The organism is Tsukamurella spumae, assembly GCF_012396015.1.
Classification (GTDB): Bacteria; Actinomycetota; Actinomycetes; order Mycobacteriales; family Mycobacteriaceae; genus Tsukamurella; species Tsukamurella spumae.
In genome coordinates this window covers 1-23,022 of sequence record NZ_JAAXOQ010000028.1, presented here as the reverse complement: position 1 = coordinate 23,022, position 23,022 = coordinate 1, and the positions used below count along the sequence as shown (strand labels likewise).

Annotated in this window: 24 protein-coding genes and 1 tRNA gene; 16 read left to right on the top strand and 9 right to left on the bottom strand. The window is 71.6% G+C overall.

What is annotated here, in order from left to right; translation table 11 throughout:
* Positions 1 to 3 precede the first annotated feature (3 nt).
* Positions 4 to 888: a crotonase/enoyl-CoA hydratase family protein gene (locus HF999_RS17865; protein ID WP_168547194.1), complete on the bottom strand. Its 885-nt coding sequence runs from the start codon at positions 886 to 888 to the stop codon at positions 4 to 6.
* A 41-nt stretch (positions 889 to 929) separates the two neighbouring features.
* Between HF999_RS17865 and HF999_RS17860 the strand changes: the two genes are divergently transcribed.
* A tRNA-Thr gene (locus HF999_RS17860) sits at positions 930 to 1,004 on the top strand.
* A 13-nt stretch (positions 1,005 to 1,017) separates the two neighbouring features.
* The gene (locus HF999_RS17855; protein WP_168547193.1) at positions 1,018 to 1,185 is read left to right on the top strand and encodes a hypothetical protein; all 168 of its coding nucleotides are present in this window, start codon (positions 1,018 to 1,020) and stop codon (positions 1,183 to 1,185) included.
* A 3-nt stretch (positions 1,186 to 1,188) separates the two neighbouring features.
* Here HF999_RS17855 and HF999_RS17850 read toward each other — a convergent pair whose 3' ends face one another.
* Entirely contained in the window at positions 1,189 to 1,695 is a 507-nt protein-coding gene (locus HF999_RS17850) for an SMI1/KNR4 family protein (RefSeq protein ID WP_168547192.1), read from the bottom strand.
* Between the two features lie 69 nt (positions 1,696 to 1,764).
* On the opposite strand from HF999_RS17850, the gene HF999_RS17845 reads away from it, so the two are divergent.
* Complete coding sequence (locus HF999_RS17845; RefSeq protein WP_168547191.1) at positions 1,765 to 3,336, top strand: DUF4132 domain-containing protein; 1,572 nt, start codon at positions 1,765 to 1,767, stop codon at positions 3,334 to 3,336.
* Between the two features lie 10 nt (positions 3,337 to 3,346).
* On the opposite strand, the gene HF999_RS17840 is transcribed toward HF999_RS17845, so the two are convergent.
* On the bottom strand, positions 3,347 to 5,053 hold the full coding sequence (locus HF999_RS17840) for an aldehyde dehydrogenase family protein (protein WP_168547190.1): 1,707 nt from the start codon (positions 5,051 to 5,053) through the stop codon (positions 3,347 to 3,349).
* Between the two features lie 165 nt (positions 5,054 to 5,218).
* Between HF999_RS17840 and HF999_RS17835 the strand changes: the two genes are divergently transcribed.
* The 6 genes from HF999_RS17835 to otsB all read left to right on the top strand — a co-directional run bounded on the left by HF999_RS17835 (position 5,219) and on the right by otsB (position 11,792).
* Positions 5,219 to 6,406, top strand: a complete 1,188-nt coding sequence (locus tag HF999_RS17835) for a PucR family transcriptional regulator (RefSeq protein ID WP_168547189.1) — start codon at positions 5,219 to 5,221, stop codon at positions 6,404 to 6,406.
* Between the two features lie 120 nt (positions 6,407 to 6,526).
* Positions 6,527 to 7,903: a flavin monoamine oxidase family protein gene (locus HF999_RS17830; RefSeq protein ID WP_082777959.1), complete on the top strand. Its 1,377-nt coding sequence runs from the start codon at positions 6,527 to 6,529 to the stop codon at positions 7,901 to 7,903.
* Between the two features lie 22 nt (positions 7,904 to 7,925).
* Complete coding sequence (locus HF999_RS17825; RefSeq protein WP_168547188.1) at positions 7,926 to 9,338, top strand: threonine/serine exporter family protein; 1,413 nt, start codon at positions 7,926 to 7,928, stop codon at positions 9,336 to 9,338.
* Between the two features lie 64 nt (positions 9,339 to 9,402).
* Positions 9,403 to 9,564, top strand: coding sequence for a hypothetical protein (locus HF999_RS17820; protein ID WP_168547187.1), 162 nt, complete (start codon positions 9,403 to 9,405; stop codon positions 9,562 to 9,564).
* Between the two features lie 6 nt (positions 9,565 to 9,570).
* Positions 9,571 to 11,016 carry an alpha,alpha-trehalose-phosphate synthase (UDP-forming) gene (locus HF999_RS17815; protein WP_168547186.1) on the top strand — a complete coding sequence of 482 codons (1,446 nt, stop codon included), beginning with the start codon at positions 9,571 to 9,573 and terminating at the stop codon, positions 11,014 to 11,016.
* Entirely contained in the window at positions 11,013 to 11,792 is a 780-nt protein-coding gene (otsB, locus tag HF999_RS17810; RefSeq protein ID WP_168547185.1) for a trehalose-phosphatase, read from the top strand. Before HF999_RS17815 ends, otsB begins: the two co-directional genes overlap by 4 nt.
* Before the next feature lies 1 nt (position 11,793).
* Here the strand turns inward: otsB and HF999_RS17805 are convergent, their stop codons facing one another.
* From HF999_RS17805 to HF999_RS17795, 3 genes are read right to left on the bottom strand one after another with little or no spacing between them, the layout of a single operon-like run.
* Positions 11,794 to 12,636, bottom strand: coding sequence for a transglutaminase-like domain-containing protein (locus HF999_RS17805; RefSeq protein WP_312854191.1), 843 nt, complete (start codon positions 12,634 to 12,636; stop codon positions 11,794 to 11,796).
* A complete protein-coding gene (locus HF999_RS17800) occupies positions 12,603 to 13,778 on the bottom strand; it encodes a L,D-transpeptidase (RefSeq protein WP_168547236.1) in 1,176 nt (391 codons plus the stop codon). The genes HF999_RS17805 and HF999_RS17800 overlap by 34 nt, the downstream gene beginning before the upstream one ends.
* A 19-nt stretch (positions 13,779 to 13,797) precedes the next feature.
* On the bottom strand, positions 13,798 to 14,850 hold the full coding sequence (locus tag HF999_RS17795; protein ID WP_168547184.1) for a UDP-N-acetylmuramate dehydrogenase: 1,053 nt from the start codon (positions 14,848 to 14,850) through the stop codon (positions 13,798 to 13,800).
* A gap of 24 nt (positions 14,851 to 14,874) precedes the next feature.
* Between HF999_RS17795 and HF999_RS17790 the strand changes: the two genes are divergently transcribed.
* The 6 genes from HF999_RS17790 (at position 14,875) to HF999_RS17765 (ending at position 19,958) form a co-directional block, all read left to right on the top strand.
* Positions 14,875 to 15,396: a DUF2505 domain-containing protein gene (locus HF999_RS17790; protein ID WP_168547183.1), complete on the top strand. Its 522-nt coding sequence runs from the start codon at positions 14,875 to 14,877 to the stop codon at positions 15,394 to 15,396.
* 22 nt (positions 15,397 to 15,418) lie between these two features.
* The gene (locus HF999_RS17785) at positions 15,419 to 15,925 is read left to right on the top strand and encodes a DUF2505 domain-containing protein (protein WP_168547182.1); all 507 of its coding nucleotides are present in this window, start codon (positions 15,419 to 15,421) and stop codon (positions 15,923 to 15,925) included.
* Positions 15,926 to 15,928: 3 nt separating this feature from the next.
* Positions 15,929 to 16,747, top strand: coding sequence for a class I SAM-dependent methyltransferase (locus HF999_RS17780; protein WP_168547181.1), 819 nt, complete (start codon positions 15,929 to 15,931; stop codon positions 16,745 to 16,747).
* Positions 16,748 to 16,850: 103 nt separating this feature from the next.
* Positions 16,851 to 17,666 carry a carbon-nitrogen hydrolase family protein gene (locus tag HF999_RS17775; protein WP_168547180.1) on the top strand — a complete coding sequence of 272 codons (816 nt, stop codon included), beginning with the start codon at positions 16,851 to 16,853 and terminating at the stop codon, positions 17,664 to 17,666.
* Between the two features lie 16 nt (positions 17,667 to 17,682).
* Entirely contained in the window at positions 17,683 to 18,654 is a 972-nt protein-coding gene (locus HF999_RS17770) for an LmeA family phospholipid-binding protein (RefSeq protein WP_168547179.1), read from the top strand.
* Complete coding sequence (locus HF999_RS17765) at positions 18,651 to 19,958, top strand: cytochrome P450 (RefSeq protein WP_312854189.1); 1,308 nt, start codon at positions 18,651 to 18,653, stop codon at positions 19,956 to 19,958. The genes HF999_RS17770 and HF999_RS17765 overlap by 4 nt, the downstream gene beginning before the upstream one ends.
* A 16-nt stretch (positions 19,959 to 19,974) precedes the next feature.
* Here the strand turns inward: HF999_RS17765 and deoC are convergent, their stop codons facing one another.
* Positions 19,975 to 20,691: a deoxyribose-phosphate aldolase gene (gene deoC, locus HF999_RS17760; protein ID WP_168547232.1), complete on the bottom strand. Its 717-nt coding sequence runs from the start codon at positions 20,689 to 20,691 to the stop codon at positions 19,975 to 19,977.
* 7 nt (positions 20,692 to 20,698) lie between these two features.
* Here deoC and purU point away from each other — a divergent pair, with 7 nt between their 5' ends.
* Positions 20,699 to 21,574, top strand: a complete 876-nt coding sequence (gene purU, locus HF999_RS17755) for a formyltetrahydrofolate deformylase (RefSeq protein WP_312854188.1) — start codon at positions 20,699 to 20,701, stop codon at positions 21,572 to 21,574.
* A 30-nt stretch (positions 21,575 to 21,604) separates the two neighbouring features.
* On the opposite strand, the gene HF999_RS17750 is transcribed toward purU, so the two are convergent.
* Positions 21,605 to 22,654, bottom strand: a complete 1,050-nt coding sequence (locus HF999_RS17750) for an alpha/beta fold hydrolase (RefSeq protein ID WP_168547178.1) — start codon at positions 22,652 to 22,654, stop codon at positions 21,605 to 21,607.
* 24 nt (positions 22,655 to 22,678) lie between these two features.
* Positions 22,679 to 22,975: a DUF2516 family protein gene (locus HF999_RS17745; RefSeq protein WP_246208027.1), complete on the bottom strand. Its 297-nt coding sequence runs from the start codon at positions 22,973 to 22,975 to the stop codon at positions 22,679 to 22,681.
* Positions 22,976 to 23,022: the final 47 nt, after the last annotated feature.

Here is a 23,022-nt window from a genome sequence, read left to right as displayed (position 1 = left end):
AGCTTATTGCTCCGCGGGGACGATGCGGGGCAGCTCGGATGCCCGCGCGGTGAACTCCGGATCGCGCTTGCCGAGGAACGCGGCCACGCCCTCCTTGCCGTCGCCGATCGACGTGTAGTACATGCCGAGCGAGTCCATCAGGTGCTGATCCAGCGGCTTCGCGGCGCCCAGGCCGCGGTAGATCAGCTGCTTGTTGATGGCGACCCCGGCGGCGGAGCGACCCTTGACCCAGGAACGAGCGAGCTCCTGCGCGGCGGGGACGAGATCGTCGGGCTCGTGGAGGCTGCGGACCAGGCGACCCTCGCGGGCCTCCTCGGCGGTGAGGATGTCGGCGGAGTAGACCCACTCGAGGGCCTGCGCGGGCCCGACGATGCGGGGCAGGAACCAACTGGAGCACGCCTCCATGACGATGCCGAGGCGGCCGAAGACGAAGCCGATGCGGGCCTTGGTCGACGCGAGCCGGGTGTCCATCGCCAGCGTCATGGTCGCGCCGATGCCGACCGCGGCCCCGTTGATCGCGGCGATCACGGGCTTGGGCAGCGCGTGGATCGCCAGGGTCAGTTTGCCGCCGGTATCGCGGACGCCGTCCTGGTAGGGCGCCTCGTCGTAGTGCGCGGCGAACTCCTCCGGCGTGGGCAGCACCGACTCGTCGAGACCGAAGACATTGCCCTCTCCGGTGAGGTCCATCCCGGCGCAGAAGGCGCGGCCCGCGCCGGTCACGACGACGGCGCGGATGTCGTCGCTGTGGGCGTGCACCTCGAAGAACTCGGTCAGCTCGCGGGCCATCGTCACACTGAACGCGTTGAGCTGATCCGGACGGTCCAGCAGCAGCGTGGCGATGCCGTCGTCGTCGATGGTCCAGCTGATGGTCTCGAAGGAGTCACTCATGCTGGTCACGATATGCTGTGTGCCGTCGGCCTCCGGGCCACGCCTCCCTAGCTCAGTGGTAGAGCACCGCTCTTGTAAAGCGAAGGTCGTCGGTTCAATCCCGACGGGGGGCTCCACGAAAGGATGGCGATGTCCACAACGGTCCAGGTCATCCTGATCACCGCGCTCGTGCTCGGCCTCGTCGCCGTGGTCTTCGGCCTGGTGTACCTCTGGAACTCGAAGGTCGAGGGCACCGATCGGGAGAAGAAGATCGACGGCTTCTTCGACAGGCTCAGCGACCGGTTCTTCGACCGCTGAGGCTCACTCGTAGTTCTGCGGCTCGACGAGTTCCGCGAGGTAGGCATCGAAGGATTCTGCGACGGGGAACTCGATATCCGGCCCGATCCGGTCGTTGTCGATGACGGTGACCGCGGGGTCGACGCGCAGCCCGGCTGCGTCGTTCGGCGAGAGCCGGTAGTCCAGGCACAGATCCCAGTGACCGTCACCGTCGAAGGGGATCAGCCAGTCCGGATCCGTCGGGGTCGGGATGTCCGCGTCCTCGTCCTCCCACTGCCACCACGCCTCTTTGGCGAGGTGCGGGAACTTCTCACCGATGCCCCGGATCTCGCGGTGCACAATGTCGTAGTCGCGATCCTGCGGCAGGGTCATGCGGATGGGGCCACCGTTGCGATGGGCCAGAAGCGCCACAAGCGACGAGGGCAGCCGCACTCCCAGCGCACGCTCCGCGGCGTCCAGGATTTCCGGTGTGAGCGGATCCTGGATGTAGGGCTCGTAGCGGTCCTCCGACCACACCTCCTCCGGCTCCATGCGGTCAGCGTAAGGTCATCGACCCGAGGGTTCAAGCACGACAATAATAAATCCGTTATGGTGCACATCATGGATGGTGGACTCTACGAGGAATTGGAGGCCCACACAGAGGTACGCCTCGGTCTTGCGGCAGCGAACGCGCTGAGCACCATGCGGTCCACATGGATCTTCGTCGGTGACGACGACGAACTCCGCGGGGAACTCACCGCGCAATTGGCTGCGAGCGAGCCCTACCGGAACTTCGCGGCGAGGATCCTCGAGCTCGCGGATGGCCACCTCGCACGCATCCACGACGGCTCGGAGCCCTTCGTCGCGGACAAGGCGTTCACCCCCGAGGACGCACGGGCACTGGAACGGGCAGCCCTCGTCGCGCTCACCCTCGATGCCGAATGGGCAGGCGCCGTCTCCCGGATACTGGCGCGAGCGTCGGTCGCACCGGATCCCGCCGTGAAGGCGGTCCCGTCGCAGGCCGCAGCCTTCGCGATGGCACGCGCCATCATGGCGGCCCCTACGCCGGAGTCCGTGTCGGCGCTCGCCGACGCGACCAGCAGCACTCGACATGGAGGCATCAAGAAGAAATTCACGCGGTACACCCGGGACGCCCGGCGCCGCATGGCCACCCGGCCCGAGGTGGCCCTTCGTCTGGACACGGAGCGTCCGACGAAAGCACAGCTCACCACCTGGCTGAAGTCGCTGGAGGGCTCGTGGGCGGTAGCCGCCACCTGGCCGGCGCAACGGTGGGCTCACGCCGCGTTCGCGGCACCCGTCGCGCCGTTCAGCGAAGCGCTGGTCTGGCAGATCGTCGACGGGCCCTCGTTCATGGGCCGACCGGGCGCGTTCCGCGACCCGGCCGGCACGCCGGTCGAGGTCTCCGACGATGCGCGGATCCGGCTCTGGCACCCGGCGGCATCGCTGGAGCCGGAACGAGCCGCCTGGCGGGAACACATCAGGGAGTCGAGGCGCGAACAGCCCTTCCCCCAGGTTTTCCGCGAGCGGTACGAGCCGTCGGACGCCGACCGTTTGGTCGCCGGCGGCAGCGTGCACGACGTCCGACAAGTGCTCGGCCTCTACCGCTCCGAAGGCTGGCACCACGACGGCGACGGCACCATCTCCCGGGGCAATCAAGCCGCAGTGGTCTCATTGTGGTTCGACGCCCCGATGTACCCGGGTTCCGGCGTCGAGCAGTGCCACCCGCTCGGATTGAACATCGGCGCACCGTCGTTCACCGCGGAGGGCATCCGGACACTCGACGGTGACCCCGATACAGCGGCGCTGTCGGAGATCCTGCGGTCGGCCGACCTGATCCTCAGCGCATCGACGATCGCGCTCGACGAGAACGAAGAGGGCTACGAGTTCGACCGCGGGACGCACAGCGCACAGTCACCCGCGGGTGTACTCGCCACCCGCAGAATCGTTCTCGAGCACATCCTGGCCGAGCTGCCGCCCGGCGCGGCGACCGTCACCGCCCGGCACGTGGAGGTGAACGGACACCGCGTGAGCATCGCGACCGGTCGCGTCACGCACGACGGCGACCCCGTCGAGGTGACACCGCGCCGTCGCCACGGACTGTGGCAGCCGGCCGCCGACAGACTGCTCACGACCATCGTCGGCACCGTCGTCGCGCTGCTCGACGACGCCTGACGGCGGACCGTCAGCCCCGCAATGCGGAGGCGAAGATGCCGGGCAGCTTGAGCCACGAGGGCTTCGACACGAAGTCCGTGAGGCGCTTGCCCGTCACCGCACCGGTGCGGTTGGTGACGAACCACGGCGGCTTCGGCGACATCGAGAGCTCGCCGCCGACGAACGACCGGGGCGACGGCCGGAAGGGGCCACGCACGACGGTGCGCTCGACGTCGTCGAGGAGCAGCGCGTTGTGGACGACGCCGATGCCGCTCTGCACGTCGTCGATGGTGTGGCCGGGGAACGCGCCCCACGACGCGCGAGGGGTGAGGTAGCCGACGCCGGTCCAGGCGTTCACGGCGATCGTGCCGTAGCGCAGATCGGCGATGGCCTGCTCGAAGCGGTCGCCGAGCGCCTTGATGGTCGACGGATCCGCCACGATGTTCACGCCGAGGGTGCCCTCGAAGTCCTCGTTCGCGGCCTGCACGGCGTTCGCGAGGAAGGTCGCCGCGTCGCCGGGCAGCTCGAGCACGCCGTAGACCGGCGCGAAGTACTCGGTGTGCAGGGCCTCCTCGGTCTTGTCGGCCTTGAGGCCGAAGACGAGGGTGCGGGCACCGTCGGGACCTGCGGGCTGGGCCTGCGCGCCGTAGCCGGCCCGGGCGGCGGCCACGCGGTCGGCGGAGCCCGGGTAGTAGTCGCGGCGCCGCGGGGCGCGGTCGAAGGCGGCGCGCAGCTCGGTGAGGAACTGTTCCTTCTGCGGCCAATCGGCGCTGATCACGGCCACCTGCGAGGCGACGCAGTTGTATCCGTTGTTGTGCAGACGCTGCGTGGCGAGGTGCTCGGCCTGGAACGTCAGGTCGGCGCTCGACCACTCGCCGGGCACGACGATGGTGGGCGATACGCCGCCGAGCTCGCTGGTGATGGTCTTGTCGAGCAGCGGGGCCTTCGCCGCCTTGCGCTGCGCCCCTTCGGCTCCCGTGCCGAAGACGATGGCGTCATGAGTACGGGCGCTGCCCGTCATGTGCACCGTGGTGACGCCCGGGTGGTTCACGAGGGCGCCGCCGACATCGGCACCGCCGGTCACGATGCGGACCACGCCGCGCTCGATGAGCGGCGCGAACGCGGTGCGGAAGGTCTCCAGCAGCGGGTCCGTCACCGGGTTGAGCTTGAGCAGCACCACGCGGTTGTCGGCGTAGAGCTGGTAGAGGGTGTCGAGCGGCGGGATCGAGAAGATGTTGCCGGCGCCGAGGACGCCCGCGACGCCGTGGGTGATCGTCGGATCGAGCTCGCCGAGGCCGGCGCGCTCACGCACCGCGGCGGCGTCGACGCCCGGCACGGTCCAGACCTGCGCCGAGAAGCCGCTCATCAGCAGCTGGTCGAAGACGGTGTGCGGCAGCACCTCGACGGCGGACCGGCCGCCGGGGGCAGCGGTCACGGTGAAACCGTCGACGGGGCTGCGCCCCTCTTCGAGCGCCTGCAGTGACGCGGCGAGCGCCTCGCACGCCGTGATCACGGAGTACGGACCGCTGAGCCACTCCTCGCCCAGCAGCGTCGAATCGGCGGGCAGGCCCTTGATCCCGGCCGCGACGTCCACCCACTGCTGGGCGACGGCCGCGGTGGCCTCGCGGACGGCATCGAGCAGGGCGCGGCGATCGGCGAGCGAGGTCGCGGCCCAGGTCCGCTCCCCCTGCCGCAGGTCCGCGACGGCGGCGTCCAAGATGTTCTCGGTGGTGGTCATTGTTTCTCCTCGCGGGTCATCGATCCTGTGAGCCCAGTCACGTCTCGCTCCCTCCAGTGTGGTCCGCTCGGAGGGCGGGCGCATCGTGCCGGAGCTACGACCCGCTTGCGGTCGCGTTGTGCGCAAGCACACTCGGCGCCGGAGGCTGCGCGCTAGCATCGAGGGGTGTCGACGATCACGGCCCCGGCCGGCGCCTCCCCTGCGGAGTTCGCCCGACTGCTGATGGCGGACCTGGAGCCGCTCACGGATGAGCTGGTGCGGCGCATCCTCACGGGCGAGCACGCCTACGCCGAGAGCACCCTGCTCAGCGTCGAGGAGCTCCGCGAGGCTGTGCACACCAACCTCGATTCCGTCCTGCGCCAGCTCGCCGGCGAGCTCGACCACGGCCTCCACGCGGCGCGCGCCACCGGCCGGCTCAAGGCGGAGTACGGCTTTCCCCTCGCAGCGCTGCTGCACGCGTACCGCCTCGCGGGGCGGCTCGTCTGGGACCACATGCGCGCCGCCTGCACCGAGAACCCGGAACTGCTCCCGGACATCGGCGCGGACGTCTGGCGGATCATCGACGACTACTCGACCGCCGCCACCGAGGAGTACGGCCGCGCGGTCGCCGAGCGCACCGGCCGAGACGCGGAACTGCGTCGCGTCGAGCTGCGGGCCCTTCTCGACGGGGTGCTCGAGCCCGGCCGGCTGCACGCCGCGGCGCAGACGCTGCAGCTGCCGGCGACGGGCGTCTTCCTCGTGGTCTGCGCGGAGTCCGGCGGCGCCACCGAGCCCCTCGCGGGGATCGAGCGCCGGCTGCGCGACAAGAACGTCGTCTCGTACTGGACGTCCGAGGTGCACACCCGCGTCGGCCTGCTCAGCCTGAGCACCGAGCACGTGCTGCCGCAGGTGCTGGACCTGCTGCGCCGCGAGGCGGGCGGGCGGGTCGGCGTCAGCGCGCGCTTCGCCGCGCCGCTCGGGGCACGGGCCGCCGTGCGGCAGGCCGAGCTCGCGATGACCGGCATCGAGCCCGGCGAGACGACCGCCGCGGCGTACGGCCAGGCAGCACTGCCACTGGCGCTGGCACACACCCCGGACGCGGCCCGCGAACTGCGCGACGCCGTGCTCGGGCCGGTACTGGCGCTCCCCGACCCCGACCGCGACGCGCTCATCACGACGGTCCGCGCCTGGTTCGACTGCGGCGGCTCCCTGGCCGCCACGGCCGAGCGCCTGCACTACCACCGCAACACGATCAACCACCGCCTGCGCCGCGTGGAGCAGCTCACGGGCCGCGACCGGTCCGACCCGCGCGCCGCCGCCGAGCTGTACGCCGCGGTCCTCGCCGACCGGCTCTTCCCGCTGCCCGAGGAGTAGCCCGGTCCGCGGTCCGCGGTCACGGATCCCCGAGAAATCATTGCGACCCGCGTCACATCGCCCTACACTCAGTCATACGACCGACTGTATATGCGGTGTCGCCGCGGACAGGAGCCCCTCATGACCGACTCGCCCGAGACCCGCCCCACGGACGCGGCGGCCGCACCGTCGGACCCCGGGACCGCGCAGCCGAGCACCGAACGGGCCACCGTCGTCGTCGTGGGTGCGGGGATCGCCGGACTGCGCGCAGCGCTGGACCTGCACGCCCGCGGCGTCGACGTGCTGGTCCTCGAGGCCGCACCCCGCGTCGGGGGTCGGGTGCTCACCGAGACCACCGCGCTCGGCACGCACGTCGACCTGGGCGGCCAGTGGATCGGCAAGGGCCATCACCGGTTCGAGGCACTCGCCGCCGAGTTCGGCGCACAGGTCTTCGAGATGGAGACGCCGAAGATGCCGAAGCTGGTCGATGGTGCGCGCACCATCGGGATGGCGAGCCCCACTCTCCTGCTCGCCGGCGCCGCGCTCGTCGCCTGGGAGGGCGTGGTCCGGCTCGGCGGTCCGTTCGCGGGAGGCGGTTCGACGGTGGCCGACCTCCTGCGCAAGGTGCCGGGGCGCGCCCGGCGGCTGCTCGACGTGCTCATCGCGATCGCGACCACCGCCGACGCCGACCGGTTCGCGCTGCGCGACTTCGCCGCCGCCGTCCGCGTGCAGGAGGGGCTGCTGACCGCCATGTCCACCCGGGGCGGCGCGCAGGACTCCCTGGTCGTCGACGGTGCCGGCACCCTCGCGGTCCGGATGGCGGAGCGCCTCGGCGACCGCGTGCACACCGACCGCGCCGTGCTCGCGGTCCACCGCGACGACGACGGCGCCACCGTGCACACCACCGCCGGCACCGTCCGCGCCCAGCGCGTGATCGTCACCGTGCCCCCGCCCATCGCCACCGCCATCGAGCACCGTCCGGCCCTGCCCACCGAGAGGTCCCACGCCGAGCGCGGCATGTACATGGGCTCGGTCTACAAGGCGCTGGCCGTGTACGAGAGCCCCTTCTGGCGCGCGAACGGGCACGCCGAGATGATCGACATCGACGGCCCCGGCGTCGGGGTGTTCGACACCACGCCACCGTCGGCCGACGGGACCGGGCCCGGGCACCTGTGCCTGCTCGTGGGCGGCGCCGACGCGCGCTCCCTCGACGACCTGAGCCCGGCGGACCGTCGGGAGACGATGCTCGCTCGGCTCGCCGTGCACCTGGGCGAGGGCGCCGAAACCCCCGCGAGCTGGCACGAGAAGTCCTGGCACCGCGACGAGTACGTCGGCGGCGGCTACCTCGCCGTCCCCGACCCGAAGGCGGGAGCGATGACCTTCCCACTCGGGCACGCCCCGGCGGGCGTCGTCCACTGGGCCGGCACCGAGACGGCGGCGGAGCACGCCGGATACATCGAGGGCGCCCTCGAATCGGGCGAGCGGGTGGCCGGGGAGGTCGCGTCGGCACTACGGTGATGCACCGAGGAGGTGCCCCGACATGAAGCCCGCGTTCCGCGATCACCTCGCGCACGCCGTCCAGTCCCTGACCGGCCGGAACGCAGCGACCGTCGACACCGCGGGAATGCCGGTGCTGACGCCGCTGCAACCGGTCGACCTGCGCGACAACGAGACGGTCGGCGAGGTCCTCGAAGTGGCCATGAAGGTCGGCGAGGTCCTGCTGGACTCGGGGACCGGCGCCGTCGACACCGAGGCCCAGGTCCGCTACGTCGCCGCGACCTACGGCATCGACGATGTCACGGTCACCGTCACCTACAACGCGATCACCGTGAGCGTGCAGCGCGGGCGGGGACTGCCACCGTCGACCTACACGCGGACTGTGAGCCACCGGTCGCTGGACTACACCCGGCTCTCCCAGGTCGACACGCTGGTGCGGCGGATCGGGCGCGGTCGGATCCGGCCGGACCAGGCGCTCTCCGCGCTGGAATCGATCATGACCGCCGGGCACCCGTACCCGCGCGCCGTCGCGACCTTCGGCTGGGCACTCATGGCGGGCGCGCTGACCCTGCTGCTCGGCGGCAAGCCGGCGCTCGCGGCCGTCGCCTTCGCGACCACCGCGGTGATCTACGTCGTGAACGTCCGGCTCAGCAACTGGGGGCTGCCGTACTTCTTCCAGCAGGTGGTGGGCGGTTTCCTGGCGACTCTGCCGGCGGCGCTGATCTACCGGCTGTCCATCGAGTTCGGCTGGGACGTGCAGCCCTACCGGGTGATCGTCGCGGGCATCATCGTGCTCATGGCGGGGCTCTCGCTCGTGGGCTCGGTGCAGGACGCCATCACCGGCGCGCCCGTGACCGGCGCGGCCCGGTTCTTCGAGGTGGTGGTGTTCACGGGCGGCGTGGTCGCGGGCGTCGGCATGGCGTTGCGGGTCACCAGCGAGCTGGGCGCCACCCTGCCCCCGCTGCAGCAACAGCCCTTCGACTACGCGCCACTGCCGATCCTTGTCGTGACCAGTGGTGTGGCCGCGGCCGCGTTCGCGCTGGCCGGCTATGCGCAGATCCGGGCGCTCACCGCGTCGTTCCTGGCGGGGTGCGTCGGTGCGCTCGTCGCCGGATCGATCCTCAACCTGGGGCTCGGGCCCATCGTCTCCTCGGTGGTGGCCGCGACCGTCGTCGGCCTGGCCGGCGGCCTCCTCGCCCGACGGGCCGTGGTCCCCCCGCTCATCGTCGCCGTCGCGGGCATCACCCCGCTGGTGCCGGGTCTCGCGGTCTACCGCGGGCTCTCGGAGCTGATGGAGGCGCAGACCACGTCGGCGCTGACGAACATGGCGACGGCGCTGACCGTCGGCTGCGCACTGGCCGCGGGGGTCACGCTCGGCGAATGGGTGGCCCGCACGATCCGGCGCCCGCACATCGCGCCGATCGGGGTGCTCCGCCGCCGCCGAGTGCGCGAGTGAACCGATCCTCGCCGCCCGGGTAAGCTGAACTCTGCTCGTCCCTTACCGACACGAAGGTGTGTTCATGCCCCCGAAGACCACGCAGGACATCAGCGAAGACGATCTCGAGCCCGTTGCGGACGAGACCGCGCGCCAGGCTCAGCAGGTCGTCGCGGCGTACGCGGAGGACGCGGACGAGTGCCGCATGCTGCTGTCGATGCTCGGCATCGGCGTCAAGGAGGCGTAGTCCTCCATGTCCGCTGCGGCGTTCGGAACATCTGATTTCATCGTCGTGGCGAACCGGCTGCCCGTCGACGTCGAGAAGGCGCCCGACGGCACGCTGATCTGGAAGGAATCCCCGGGCGGGCTGGTCACCGCCCTCAAGCCCATCCTCAGCGCGCGCAACGGCGCGTGGGTGGGCTGGCCGGGCGCACCCGATGTGGGCGACGGGCCCATCGACGGCGAGGACATGCTCCTCGTGCCCGTCAAGCTCAGCGCCCAGGAGGTCGAGGAGCACTACGAGGGCTTCTCCAACGGCAGCCTGTGGCCGCTGTACCACGACGTCATCGTCAAGCCCGAGTACCACCGCGAGTGGTGGAACACCTACGTCGAGGTCAATCGCCGCTTCGCGGAGGAGACGGCTCGCGTCGCCGCGGAGGGCGCCACCGTCTGGGTCCAGGACTACCAGCTGCAGCTGGTGCCGAAGATGCTGCGGATGCTCCGGCCCGACGTCAAGATCGGGTTCTTCCTGCACATCCCGTTCCCCCCGGTCGAGCTGTTCATGCAGATGCCGTGGCGACGCGAGATCATCGAGGGCATCCTCGGCGCCGACCTCGTCGGCTTCCACCTGCCCGGGGGTGCACAGAACTTCCTCTACCTGGCCAACAAGCTCGCCGGGTACTCCACCAGCAAGAGCTCGATCGGGGTGCGCTCGAAGTTCGGCGTGGTCACCGTCGGATTCCGGTCCGTCCGGGTGGGCGCCTTCCCCATCTCCATCGACTCCGCGGAGCTCGCCGCGACCGCCCGGCTCCCGGAGACGCGCAAGCGCGCCCGGACCCTGCGCAAGGAGCTCGGCGACCCCGAGAAGATCATGCTCGGCGTGGACCGGCTCGACTACACCAAGGGCATCGACGTACGCCTGCGCGCCATCGGCGAGCTGTATCAGGAGGGCCGACTCGACCCCGAGCGGCACATCTTCGTCCAGCTGGCGACGCCGTCGCGCGAGCGCGTCGAGTCGTACCGGGCGATGCGGGACGACATCGAGCTGCAGGTCGGCCGGATCAACGGGAACTTCGGGCGCATCGGCCGGCCCGCCATCCACTACATCCACCGCCCCGTTCCGCGCCGCGAGCTGCTGGCCTTCTTCGCCGCCTCCGATGTCATGCTGGTGACGCCGCTGCGCGATGGCATGAACCTCGTGGCCAAGGAGTACATCGCGTGCCGCACGGATTCGTCCGGTGCGCTCGTGCTCAGCGAGTTCACCGGCGCTGCCGCCGAGCTGCGCCAGGCGTACCAGTGCAATCCGCACGACCTCGAGGGCGTCAAGAACGCCATCGACGAGGCCGTGCACCAGGATCCCGAGGACGGCAGGCGCCGCATCCGCGCCATGCGCCGCCAGGTCCTGCAGTTCGACGTCGACCGCTGGGCGCGCTCGTTCCTGCAGACCCTCGCCGGCACCGTCGACGAGACGCGGGCATGAGCCTGCCCGACTCGGTCCGCTCCGCCCTGACGCGGTTCGCCGGGCTGTCGACGGTGCTCGTCGCCACCGACTACGACGGAGTGGTCGCGCCGATCGTCTCCGACCCCGCCGCGGCGTTCCCCCTGCCCGGCACCGTGGACGCGCTGGAGGCGCTCGCCGCGGCGCCCGGAGTGACGGTGGCGCTCGTCTCGGGGCGTGACCGCGCGACGCTGGCGCGGCTGTCCGGCGCGTCCCCGGCGCTCATCACCGTGGGCAGCCACGGAGCGGAATGGGACGGGGGCTTCGAGGGCGCCCTCACCGCCGACCTCGTCGAACTGCGCTCGACGGTGCTCGCGGACCTCGCGGCGATCGCCGAACGGTTCCCTGGCGCGGCCGTCGAGCCAAAGCCGCTGGGCGGCGCGCTGCACGTCCGGAACGTGGCCGACCCGGCCGCCGGCGCGCAGGCCCTGCAGGAGGCTCGACGGGGACCCGCCGCCCGCCCCGGCGTGCACGCCACCGACGGCAAGGCCGTGCTGGAGCTGACGGTCCTCGACGCCTCGAAGGGCCGCGCCCTGACGGTGCTCCGCGAGCGGGTGCACGCCGACGCGGTCCTCTACCTCGGCGACGACGTGACCGACGAGAAGGCCTTCGCCGTGCTCACCGGGGCCGAGGACGTCTCCGTGAAGGTGGGCGACGGTGCCACCGCCGCCCGGTTCCGCGTGGACGGGCCGGCTGCGGCCCGGGCGGTGTTCGAAGAGCTGGCGGCACTGCGCCGCGGTCGGTCCCAGGGCTCCTGAGTCAGGCGATCGGGATCAGCGCGTACGGGTCGTCGGCGGGCAGGGGCGCGACGCTGTCGGCGGTCACCGTCAGGCGCTCGAACCAGATGGAACCGCCGTGGTTGTCGAGGAAGGCGATGTCGGCGGCATCGCGGCCGGTGGCGATCCGGACCATCGCGGCACGCGGGGCGAGCCCCGTCGCGTCGAGCACCCACCAGCGGCCGTCGACCATCACCTCGGCGACCGCGTGCAGGTCCATCGGGACGCACCCCGGCGCGAAGACGGCGGACATCCGGGCCGGCAGCCGCAGTGCGCGGAGCAACGCGATGGTCAGGTGCGCGTAGTCCCGGCACACGCCCGCGGACGCCAGCAGGGTGTCGGAGGCACCGTCGACGGGCCTGCTGACCGGGAGGTAGTCGAGCCGCCCCGCCACGAACTCCCGCACCGCCAGGGCACGCTCCGCGTCCCCGGTCACCCCCGCGAACTGCTTGGCGGCGAATCCGAAGAACCGGTCGACCTCGCAGTACCGGGACGGCCGCAGGTACAGCGAGCGCAGGTACTCGTCGACGGGCTCCGGCAGCGCGAACCCCGCGACCTGCGCGTGGTACTCGAGCAGCACCCGGCCGGGGCCGGCCTCGACGCGATGGATCCGGCTGCCGTGCGGCCCGACGATCTCCCGGATCGGGAGCGGCGCACCGTCGAGCGTGACGACGAGGGACTCCTGGAGGGCGAGACCCGGCACGCGCGCGACGGTGGTCTGGTACTCCAGGGCCGTGGGTGCGACGACGGTGCACGCGAGGCTCGCCGACATCGTCCGCGCGCCGGGGACGACTACTTCGGGTGGAGCGCCGACATCGATTGCCACGTCGGCCAGTCTAGGGTCCAGTCGTAGATGTCCCCGTCGGCCTCCGACAACTCGATCGACGTGCCCGTGACCTCGACCGGGTCACCGAAGATCGCGCTCTGGAAGTAGGTCTGCGCGTTCTCCAGGGACAGGTTGATGCAGCCGTTGGTCACGTTCGAGGTGCCCTGGTTCCCGACGGTGCCGGGGTTGGCGTGGATGAACTCGCCGTTGTTGGAGATCCGCACGGCCCAGCGCTCGTGCACGTTGAAGTACCCGGCCGCCGGGTTCGACATGTAGAAGTCCTCGTGCTTCTCGCTGACCACGTGGACGCCGGAGCGCGTGATGTTGCGCGGCAGGTCCGCCTCGCCGTAGGAGCACGGCAGGTCGAGGAAGACCTGGTCGCCCCGCATCACCCGGATCCGGTGCGACGGTGCCGAGGCCTTGACGATCTGCGACCGGCCGATCACGAAGCTGCTGGTCACATCGTCGGCGCCGTACTTCCCGCCGCCGTGGTCGAGGCCGTACAGCTTGCCCGTCATCGACACCCTGGTGCCCGGCCGGTAGTACTCGCGGGGCCGCCAGTGCGCGCGGGAGCCGTTGTCCTCGGGCAGCCACGCCCACGAGCCCTCCGTCTGGGGGACGGTGGTCACCTCGAGCGCCTTCTCGACCGCGGCCTTGTCCTTGACGGTGCCCGCGAACTTGAGGATCAGCGGCGCCGCGATGCCCACCTCGGCGTTGTCGGCGATGTTGATCTGGACGGACATCGTCGCGTCCGGCGAGACGACGGAGACCTTGCCGCTCAGGCTCGACCACGTGCCGCCGACCCCGTCCGCGGCGCCGGACCAGGCGTAGGTCGCGCCGTAGCCGAGCGGCTCCGCCGAGGTGTAGGTCACACCGTCGGGCGAGGGGGTCAGTTTGACCTGTTTCCCCGTCGCGGTGTTGGTCAGCGCCACGCCCGCGCGGAAGGTTCCGCCCTGCACCCGCACGGAGACGGGGTCGCGGGGACCGATCTGCTTGTCGCCGGACGGCGTGTAGCTGAAGGTGGGCGCATCGGCCCTGGTCTCGGCGGTACCGCCCGCCTTGCTGCACGCGGTCGCGACGACGGCCACCGTCGCCGCCGCACCACCGAGGAAAGCGCGCCGGCCGAAGGACGCGCGAAACATGTCGAACACCGTATGGATTCTACCGGCGCAAAGAGGGCAGTTCCGCACCCACGAGGACGGGCTCGGGGTGCAGCTCGACCCCGAACCGGGCGAATACCCCATCTCGGACCTCGGCCGCCAGGGCGAGCAACTCCGCGGTCGTGCCCGTCCCCCGATTGGTGAGCGCGAGAGTGTGCTTCGTCGACAGCGAGACGCCCGTCCGGCCCCCCGCGAAGCCCCTGTGGAAGCCCGCCCGCTCGATCAGCCAGCCCGCGGAGAGCTTGATCCCCGCCGGGGCGGGATACCGCGGAGTGCTCTCCCCCGCGGCCTCCTCGACCCGCGCGACCGCGGCGTCGTCGGACACCACCGGGTTGGTGAAGAAGGACCCGACGCTCCACGTGTCGTGGTCGGCGGGGTCGAGGACCATGCCCTTGCTCCGGCGCAGCGCCAGCACCTCGGCGCGCGCCCGGGCGGGCTCGACGGTGCCGCCCGCCTCGGCCCCGAGGGCCCGCGCGAGCTCCCCGTACCGGACGGGGGCGGAGACACCGTCGGACAGGGCGAACCGGACGCGGAGGACGACGTCCGCGGGGCCGGCGGCCGCGTCGTGCTGCTTGAGCCGGGACGTGCGGTAGCCCAGGCCCAGCGTCTCGGGCGCGACCCACGCCGTCTCCCCGGTGGCGCGGTGGTAGAGCTCCACCGCGTCGAGCCAGGAGGCGACCTCGACGCCGTAGGCCCCCACGTTCTGCACGGGCGTCGCGCCCGCGGAGCCCGGGATGCCGGAGAGGCACTCGAGGCCCCCGAGGCCCGCGGCGACGGACGCCGCGACGACCTCGTCCCAGACCGCGCCCGCCTCCGCGGTGAGCGTCGTGCCCTCGATCTCGATCCGCTCGCCGCGCAGGTGGACGACGGTGCCGTCGAAGCCCGCGTCGGCGACCACCAGGTTGGAGCCGCCGCCGACCAGCAGCACGGGCTCGCCGGCGGCGTCGCACCGCGCGACCTCCCGCGCCGTCTCGACGGCGCTCTCGCACCGCACGTACGCGCGTGCAGGGCCGCCCAGGCGCAGCGTGGTCAACTCCGATAGCAGTTCAGGCACCCCGCAACGGTAACGTGTCCCCCCATGACTACCCGTCTCGAACGCTCGCTCGACTACGCCACCGGTCCGGCCGCCCTGCACGCCGCGTTCACCGACGCCGCGTACTGGCCCGCCCGCGTGGCCGAGGTCGGCGGCGAGGGCGCGCGGATCGCGGAGCTGACCGTCACCGGCGAGGGCCCCGGCGCGTCCGTGCGCGTGGTCGTGGTCCACGTGATCGGCGAGGACAAGCTGCCGTCCGTCGTGACCGCGATCCGGCCCGGTGGCCTGGAGATCCATCGCGTCGAGGAGTGGGGCCCGTTCGACGGCACCCGCTGCGAGGGCCGGTTCTCCGCCGAGATCCAGGGCGTCCCCGCCCAACTGTCGGGCACGACGGTGCTCGAGGGCGCGCCCGGCGCGGACGGCACCGCCCGCATCACGGCCGACGGCGAGGCCAGCGTGTCGATCCCGTTCGTCGCGAAGAAGGTCGAGTCGCTGGTGGTGGAGAACCTGCAGGAGCTCATGGAGAGCGAACGCGATTTCACGCTGCAGTGGATCGCCGCGCACTGATCCCCGAGTAAGGTCTCCCCTCATGGCACGACGTCTCAGCTATTCGGCGCGCTTCCCGTTCCCCGCGCAGGTCTTCTACGACGCGTACTCCACGAAGGAGTACTGGGCCGAGAAGATGACCGACTTCCGCAACCTCACCCCGCTGTCGGAGCTCACCGAGTTCGACGTCGACGACGAGGGCATCACGGTCGTCCAGAAGCAGAACCTGCCGCACGAGTACCTGCCGCCGATCGCCCAGGGCGTCGTGAAGAAGGACATGATCATCACGCGCCAGGAGTTCTACGGCGCGTGGGACGGCGAGCATTCGATCGGCGACTACAAGGCGTCGATCCCCGCGGGTCCCGGCTCGCTGAAGGGCGAGGCCGACCTGTTCAACACCGAGACCGGCTGCACCATGCGCTACACCAGCGTGGTGAAGGTGTTCGTGCCCTTCGTCGGCACCAAGCTCGAGCAGTTGATCCTCATCAACCTCGTGGACCTGTTCCGCGCCGAGGCCGAGTACCTCAAGTACTGGGTCGACAAGCACTGACGCGTGCCGGGTCCCGAGGGCCGCAGCACGCACCGGCCCGAAGGGCGCATCACCCGGGGCACCACCGGCCTGAACCGCCTGCGGCGCAGTGACCGCTGGTCGGCGCACTCGCCCGCGGTCACGGCCGCGCTCGCCGGGCCGTCGCCGCTGGCCGTCGACGTGGGCTACGGCGCCCGCCCGGACACGACCCTCGAATGGGCGTCCTGGCTGCGCCGCGTGGCGCCCGGCGTGCAGGTGACCGGCCTGGAGATCGATCCCGCGCGGGTGGTACCCGGGCGCGACGGTGTGGAGTTCGCCCGGGGCGGTTTCGAGCTGGCCGGCCTGCGCCCGAATCTGGTGCGGGCCTTCAACGTGCTGCGGCAGTACGACGAGACCGAGGTCGCCGACGCCTGGGCGATGGTCACCTCGCGCCTGGCACCGGGCGGGGTCTTCATCGAGGGCACGTGCGACGAATTGGGCCGACGGTGCTGCTGGCTCACCCTGGACTCCTCCGGGCCACGCACCCTGACGCTGGCCTGGCACCCCGGCTTCACCGATCATCCGTCGGACCTGGCCGAGCGGCTGCCGAAGGCACTCATCCACCACAACGTCCCGGGCGAGCGGATCCACGACCTGCTCGCGCTCGCCGACCGCTGCTGGGACGAGTCCGCCGGCTACGCGCCGTACGGCAACCGGGTGCGGTGGCGCGCCGCCGGGGCATCGCTGGCCCAGCGGACCGACGGTGCCGCCCGCCCGCCGCGTCGCCGGGTCCGCGACAACCTGCTCACCGTCGACTGGGACCTGGTCGCGCCCCTATCACCCCGGAGTCCCGAGGGGAGGTAGTCGCTCCGAGAGGATATGCACGGGACGCATAACTCCCCGGAATCACTACCTACCCCCGCGCTCGTCGCGGAGCGGCCCGGTGGTCGCCAGTACTGTGGTGCGCATGACATCGCTCACCGTCGCGCTGGCACAGATCGAGGCCACCGCCGATCCTGCCGCCAACGCCGCGCTGGTCGAGGACGGTCTGCACCACGCCGCGGACGCGGGCGCCGCGCTCGCCGTGTTCCCCGAGGCCACGATGTGCCGGTTCGGCGTCCCGCTCGGCCCCGTCGCCGAGCCCCTCGACGGCCCCTGGGTCGCGCGCATCGCCGCGGCCGCGCGGGAGACCGGAGTGCACGCCGTCGCGGGCATGTTCACTCCCGGCTCCGACGGCCGCGTCCGCAACACGCTCCTGTCCGCCGCGCCGGACGGCACGATCGCGCACTACGACAAGGTGCACCTCTACGACGCCTTCGGCTTCGCCGAGTCGCGCACCGTCGAGCCGGGTGACCGCGCCGTCGTCGTGCACGTCGGGGAGGTCCCCGTCGGACTGAGCACCTGTTACGACCTGCGCTTCCCCGCCCTCTACCAGGCGCTCGCCGATGCCGGCGCGCAGGTGATCGTCGCGCCCGCGTCGTGGGGCGACGGCCCCGGCAAGCTCGACGCCTTCACCACACTGGCCCGCGCCCGCGCACTCGACTCGACCACCTTCATCGTCGCCGTCGACCAGGCGCGGCCCTCCGACGCCGAGCCCGGCAGCGCCCCGCGCGGAGTGGGCGGCTCGCTCGCCGTCGCGCCCGACGGTGCCGTGCTCGCCTCCGCGGGCGCCGCCCCGGAGCAGATCGTCGTCGACCTGTCGCTGGACCGGGTCGACGAGGTGCGGGCCGTGCTGCCCGTGCTGACCAACCGTAGGGACTTCACCGTCTCCCCCCAGGGATGAGGAACAATCGCAGGCGATGGATACGAACCCGAACCACCCGCAGACCCCGGGCCCGCAGCAACCGGCCCCGCAGAACGTCGGCCCGCAGGACGGCCTGACCCGGCCGATCGAGTCCGCGGCGCGGCCGTCCGGCGCGCACGCGCGTCCTGAGCCCGGCCAGCAGCCGCCGGTGCCCCCGGCACAGATCCCGCCGGTGCCCCCGGCGCAGATCCCGCCCGGCGGACCGTCGGGCCGGGGCGGCCCGGCCGAGCCGGCGAAGCCCGCCAAGCAGCGGTCCACCGGCAAGCTGATCGGCCTGGTGGCAGCGGGAATCGTCGCGCTGCTGGTGATCGTGCTCGTCGGCTCCGAGCTGTACATCCGCAACCACTACCAGAGTTGCATCGCCGACAACATCAAGACCGGCACCAAGGCCAATGATGTGAAGGTCAGCTTCGAGAAGACGCCGATGCTCATCCAGAACGCGCGCGGCAAGATCCCGTCGGTCGACATCCAGATCGACGGGTTCAACGGCGTCTCCGGGATGTCCGCGCACGCGGTCCTCAAGGGCGTCACCCCGAGCGGGGACAACAAGGCGGACGACGCCGTCATCGTGGGCAGCCTCACCCTCGACGGCATCAAGAACCAGGTGCTGTCGGTTCCCGGCCTGTCCGATCCGACGGTGACCCTGAAGCCCTCCGAGAACAAGATCGAGGTGACCGGTACCGCGGTCATCCTGCCCGTGACGGTGAACCTGAGTCCGTCCATCAAGGACAACAAGGTCGAGGTCACGGCCAGCAAGACCACGATCTTCGGCGTCGGGATCCCCGACGAACTCGTCAAGCAGCTCGTCGCCGCGGTCGCGGACCTTCCCACCCCGAAGGGGATGACGGTGCAGAACCTGAAGATGACGGACAGCGGGATCACGCTGGAGTACGTGGGACAGAACGTCCCGCTCAACGACCTCGGCACCGGCGCCGAGTCCGGGATGAAGGACTGCTCGATCCTGTGAACCCGCTGCGCGCCGCCCGCGCGGACCTGCGACTGCGGGTCCGCTGGGCGGTGCTGCACGGGCTGCCGCGGTACGCGCTGCCCCGACGCGCGGCCCGCGGCGACACCATGGCCGAGCTGCTGCTCGGCTACCGCGGAGCACCCGGCGGCCAGTACGAGCAGCTCGACCGCATCCGCGCGCAGGGCCGGATCATCGGCACCGAGGCGGGCGCGGCGACGGCCGACCACGCGATGTGCCGGGCCGTGCTGCGCGACCCCCGGTTCGCGACCATCCAACCGCGGGACTTCGGCTTCCCGCGGCCGCTGATCCCCGTCCTCGAGCGGACCGACCCGCGGCTGCCCAACCCCGTCGAACCGCCGTCGATGCTGGTCACCGAGCCCCCCGCGCACACCGCCTACCGGCACCCGATCGCCCGGACCTTCACGCCGAAGGCGATCGCGACGCTCACCGATCGCGCACGGACCGTCAGCGCGGAGCTCCTCGACGAGCTGGCCGACGCGCCCCGCCCCGATCTCGTGACCGGCTACGCCGCCAAGCTGCCCGTCGCGATGATCGGCCGGCTACTGGGCCTGCCGGAGGCGGACGACGAGTACATGCTCGAGTGGGGCGAGGCCGCCGCGCCGCTGCTGGACCCCGGCCTCGACTGGCCCGTCTACCGGCGCGCACAGGCCGCGCTGCGCGGCCTCGACGAGTACCTCACCGCGCACTTCGCGCGAGTTCGCGCGAATCCCGCCGCGGACGATCCCTTCGCACTCCTCGCGGCGTCGGGCGAGCTCACCGACCACGAGCTGGTCACGAACGCGGCGCTGCTCATCGGCGCGGGCTTCGAGACCACCGTGAACCTGATCGGCAACGGCATCGTCGCGCTGCTGGAGCACCCCGCGCAGCTGGAGCGGCTGCGCGCCGAGCCCGGGCTGTGGCCGAACGCGGTCGAGGAGATCCTGCGGTATTCCAGCCCCGTCCAGCGCACCGCCCGCGTCGCCCGGGAGGCGGGCGAGATCGAGGGCTTCGCGTTCGCCGAGGGCACCGTCGTCTCCCTGTTGTTGGCGGGCGCGAACCGCGATCCGGCCGTCTTCGATCGGCCGCACGAGTTCGACATCGCGCGCCCCGAGGCGAAGAAGAACGTCGCCTTCGGCTACGGCATCCACGCCTGCATCGGCGCGGCGCTGGCCCGGATGGAGGGTGCCGTCGCGCTGTCCGCGCTGTTCGAGCGGTATCCCGGCCTCGCGCTCGACGGGCCCGGCACGCACCGCGGGCTCTCGACGCTGTACGGCTGGGCCTCGCTGCCCGCGAAGCTCGCCTAGCCCGACGGGGCCGGGCCTACTCCGGGAAGCCGGCCAGCACGGCGCGCGAGCCGGAAAGCCCGAGCCGATTCGCACCCGCGTCGAGCATCTCCTGCGCGGCCTCGGCCGTGCGGATGCCACCGGATGCCTTCACGCCGACCTCGGGCCCCACTGCGGCGCGCATGATGCGCACCGCCTCGGCGGATGCGCCGCCGCTGGGGTGGAAGCCGGTGGAGGTCTTGACGAAGGTCGCGCCGCCCTTGACGGAGCGCTGGCAGACCTCGGTGAGCAGGTCGGCGTCGCCGAACTCGAGCAGCGCGGCGGACTCGACGATGACCTTGAGCACCGGATCGGCGCCGATCGCCTCGCGGACGGTGAGCACGTCGGCGAAGACGCGGTCCAGCTCGCCGGCGAGGGCGAGCCCGACGTCGATCACCATGTCGACCTCGTGCGCGCCCTCCTCGATCGCCATCCGCGCCTCGGCGGCCTTGATGAGCGTGTGGTGCTTACCGGACGGGAATCCGGCGACGACGCAGGTCCTGGGCGCCCACCGACCGTCGCCGGCAGCGGCCTCCTGGGCGTCGATCGCGACGCGCAGCGGCAGCATCGACGGCGACAGGCAGACGGCGTAGACCCCCAGGTCCAGCCCCTCCTGATAGGCCGCGGCGGCGGCGGCCTCGGTCGCCTCCGGCTTCAGCAGGGTGTGATCGACGAGGGCGGCGACTTCGGAGCGTGTGAGCACGTCTGAGACGATACCGTCCGTGACCCGCGATACCCGCTATGTCCTGACCCTGGGCTGCCCCGACACCACCGGCATCGTCGCCCGCATCTCGACCTTCCTCGCCGATGTCGGCGGATGGATCGTCGAGGCCGCGTACCACTCCGACGCGGACTCCGGCTGGTTCTTCACCCGCCAGGCGGTCCGGGCGGACAGCATCGCCCTCTCACTCGACGAGCTGCGCGCGCGATTCGCGGCGGAGGTCGCCGCGGAACTCGGCCCCGAGACCGAGTGGCGGCTGACCTCGAGCGCCGAGCCGAAGGACATCGTCCTGCTGGTCAGCAAGGAGGGGCACTGCCTGCACGACATCGTCGGCCGGGTCGCGACGGGTGAGCTGAACGCGCGTATCGCCGCCGTCATCGGCAATCACGAGGATCTGCGCGACTTCACCGAGCGCCTCGACATCCCCTTCCACCACGTGCCCTTCCCCGGCCCGGGCGAGGACAAGTCGGCGGCCTTCGCTCGCGTCGCGGAACTCACCGATGCGCTGGCCCCCGACGCGGTGGTCCTGGCGCGGTTCATGCAGGTGCTGCCGGCGGACCTGTGCGCGGCGTGGGCGGGGCGGGCGATCAACATCCACCACAGCTTCCTGCCGAGCTTCGTCGGTGCGCGGCCCTACCACCAGGCCTTCGCGCGCGGCGTGAAGCTGATCGGCGCGACCTGCCACTACGTGACCGCGGACCTCGACGCCGGCCCGATCATCGAGCAGGACGTGGCGCGCGTGGACCACGCCGACGCCGCCGCGGACATGGTGCTCCGCGGCCGCGACATCGAGAAGGTCGTGCTGGCCCGCGGCCTGCGCTGGCACCTCGAGAACCGGGTGCTCGTGCACGGCCGCAAGACCGTCGTCTTCTCCTGACGCCTCGCTCCGCGGTCCGACGGTGCGCTATTACGGGGCGCCGGAGGTGACGGGCCGGCCGTCGAGGATGGAGTCGAGGAGGGCGTTGAGCTTGTCCGGCTGCTCCAGCGGGAGCATGTGGCCGGAGTCGCGGATCACCGCGAACCGGTCGAGGTGGCCCGAGACGCGCAGCTCGCCGGCGATGACATCGGCGTCCGACGGCGGGGTCAGGTGGTCGTACTGGCCGACGACCACGGAGGTGGGGACGTTCAGCTTGCGCAGGCCGTCGGTCACGTCCAGACCGGCCAGGACGTGGCCCCATTCGCCCCGGACATCGGGCGGGCAGGTGGCGACCATGTCCTCGGTGTAGGTCACCGCGCCGTACGAGGCGTAGCCGCACAGCGCGGTGTAGCGGATCGCGGCCGTGTGCAGCCGGTTGCGGCGGAACTTCACGGATGCGCCGAGCACGGCATCGCCCACCTTCTCGGTGAACCGCGGGGCGATGCGCGACAGCGCGGCCAGGGGCGTGGCGCCGACGAAGCCGGGTACCGCGTCGCGGGCGTAGGTGGAGATGAGGGCCACGTGGTGCGCCTTCGCCGCGACCTCGTCGGTGTACTTGCCGGCCCACGCCATGATGGTGATGGCGCCCATGCTGTGGCCGACGAGCAGCGCCTGGCGACCGTCCGGCACGTGGGCATCGAGGACGGCGTGCAGGTCGTCGGCGAGAACGCCGGTGGAGAACGCGAACGCACCCGCCTCCGACGCGCCGTGGCCGCGCTGGTCGTAGCCGATCACGCGGTAGCCGCGCGCGACGAGGTGCTCGACCTGGCGCGGGAAGTTGGTCACGTTGCACGTCCAGCCGTGGACCAGCACCGCGAGCGGTCCGTCGACGGGGCCCCAGGTCCGGGTGTGCAGCCGGGTCCCGTCGCCGGAGACGACGGTGCCGTCCTCGGACGGGCCGTCGTAGTCCTCGATCAGCTTGGCGTTGGCCGGCTCCGTCGGCGACGACAGCGCGTACGCGGTGGCACCGGCGGCGGCGGCCGCCACACCGGCTCCGAGGGCGCCGAGCGCACCGACGACGAGCTTGCTGGAGATCTTCATGCGACCAACCTTACTAACTAGTACTCAATAGCGCGGGCGGCGGACCTCGTCGAGCTTCGGCTTGACGTCCAGCAGGTAGACGAGAACGCCCACCGCGGCGATCACCATGCCGAAGTACCCGGGCAGGAAGATCACGAGCGCGCAGACCACGAGGGTGATGAGCCAGTAGTTCTTCTGCCACTTCCCCGTGGCCCGGAATGCGTCTTCCGGGGTGCGGGCGGCGTGGATGATCGCGAAGATCGCCGCTCCCAGCAAGGCCAGCGTGAGGGCGAGGGTCGCGAAGAACGTGACGGTGCCGTAGCCCATGAGGAGGAGTTCCATGCCACCAGCCTAGAGGTCGGGGGGGGGGGGGGGGGGGGGGGGGGGGG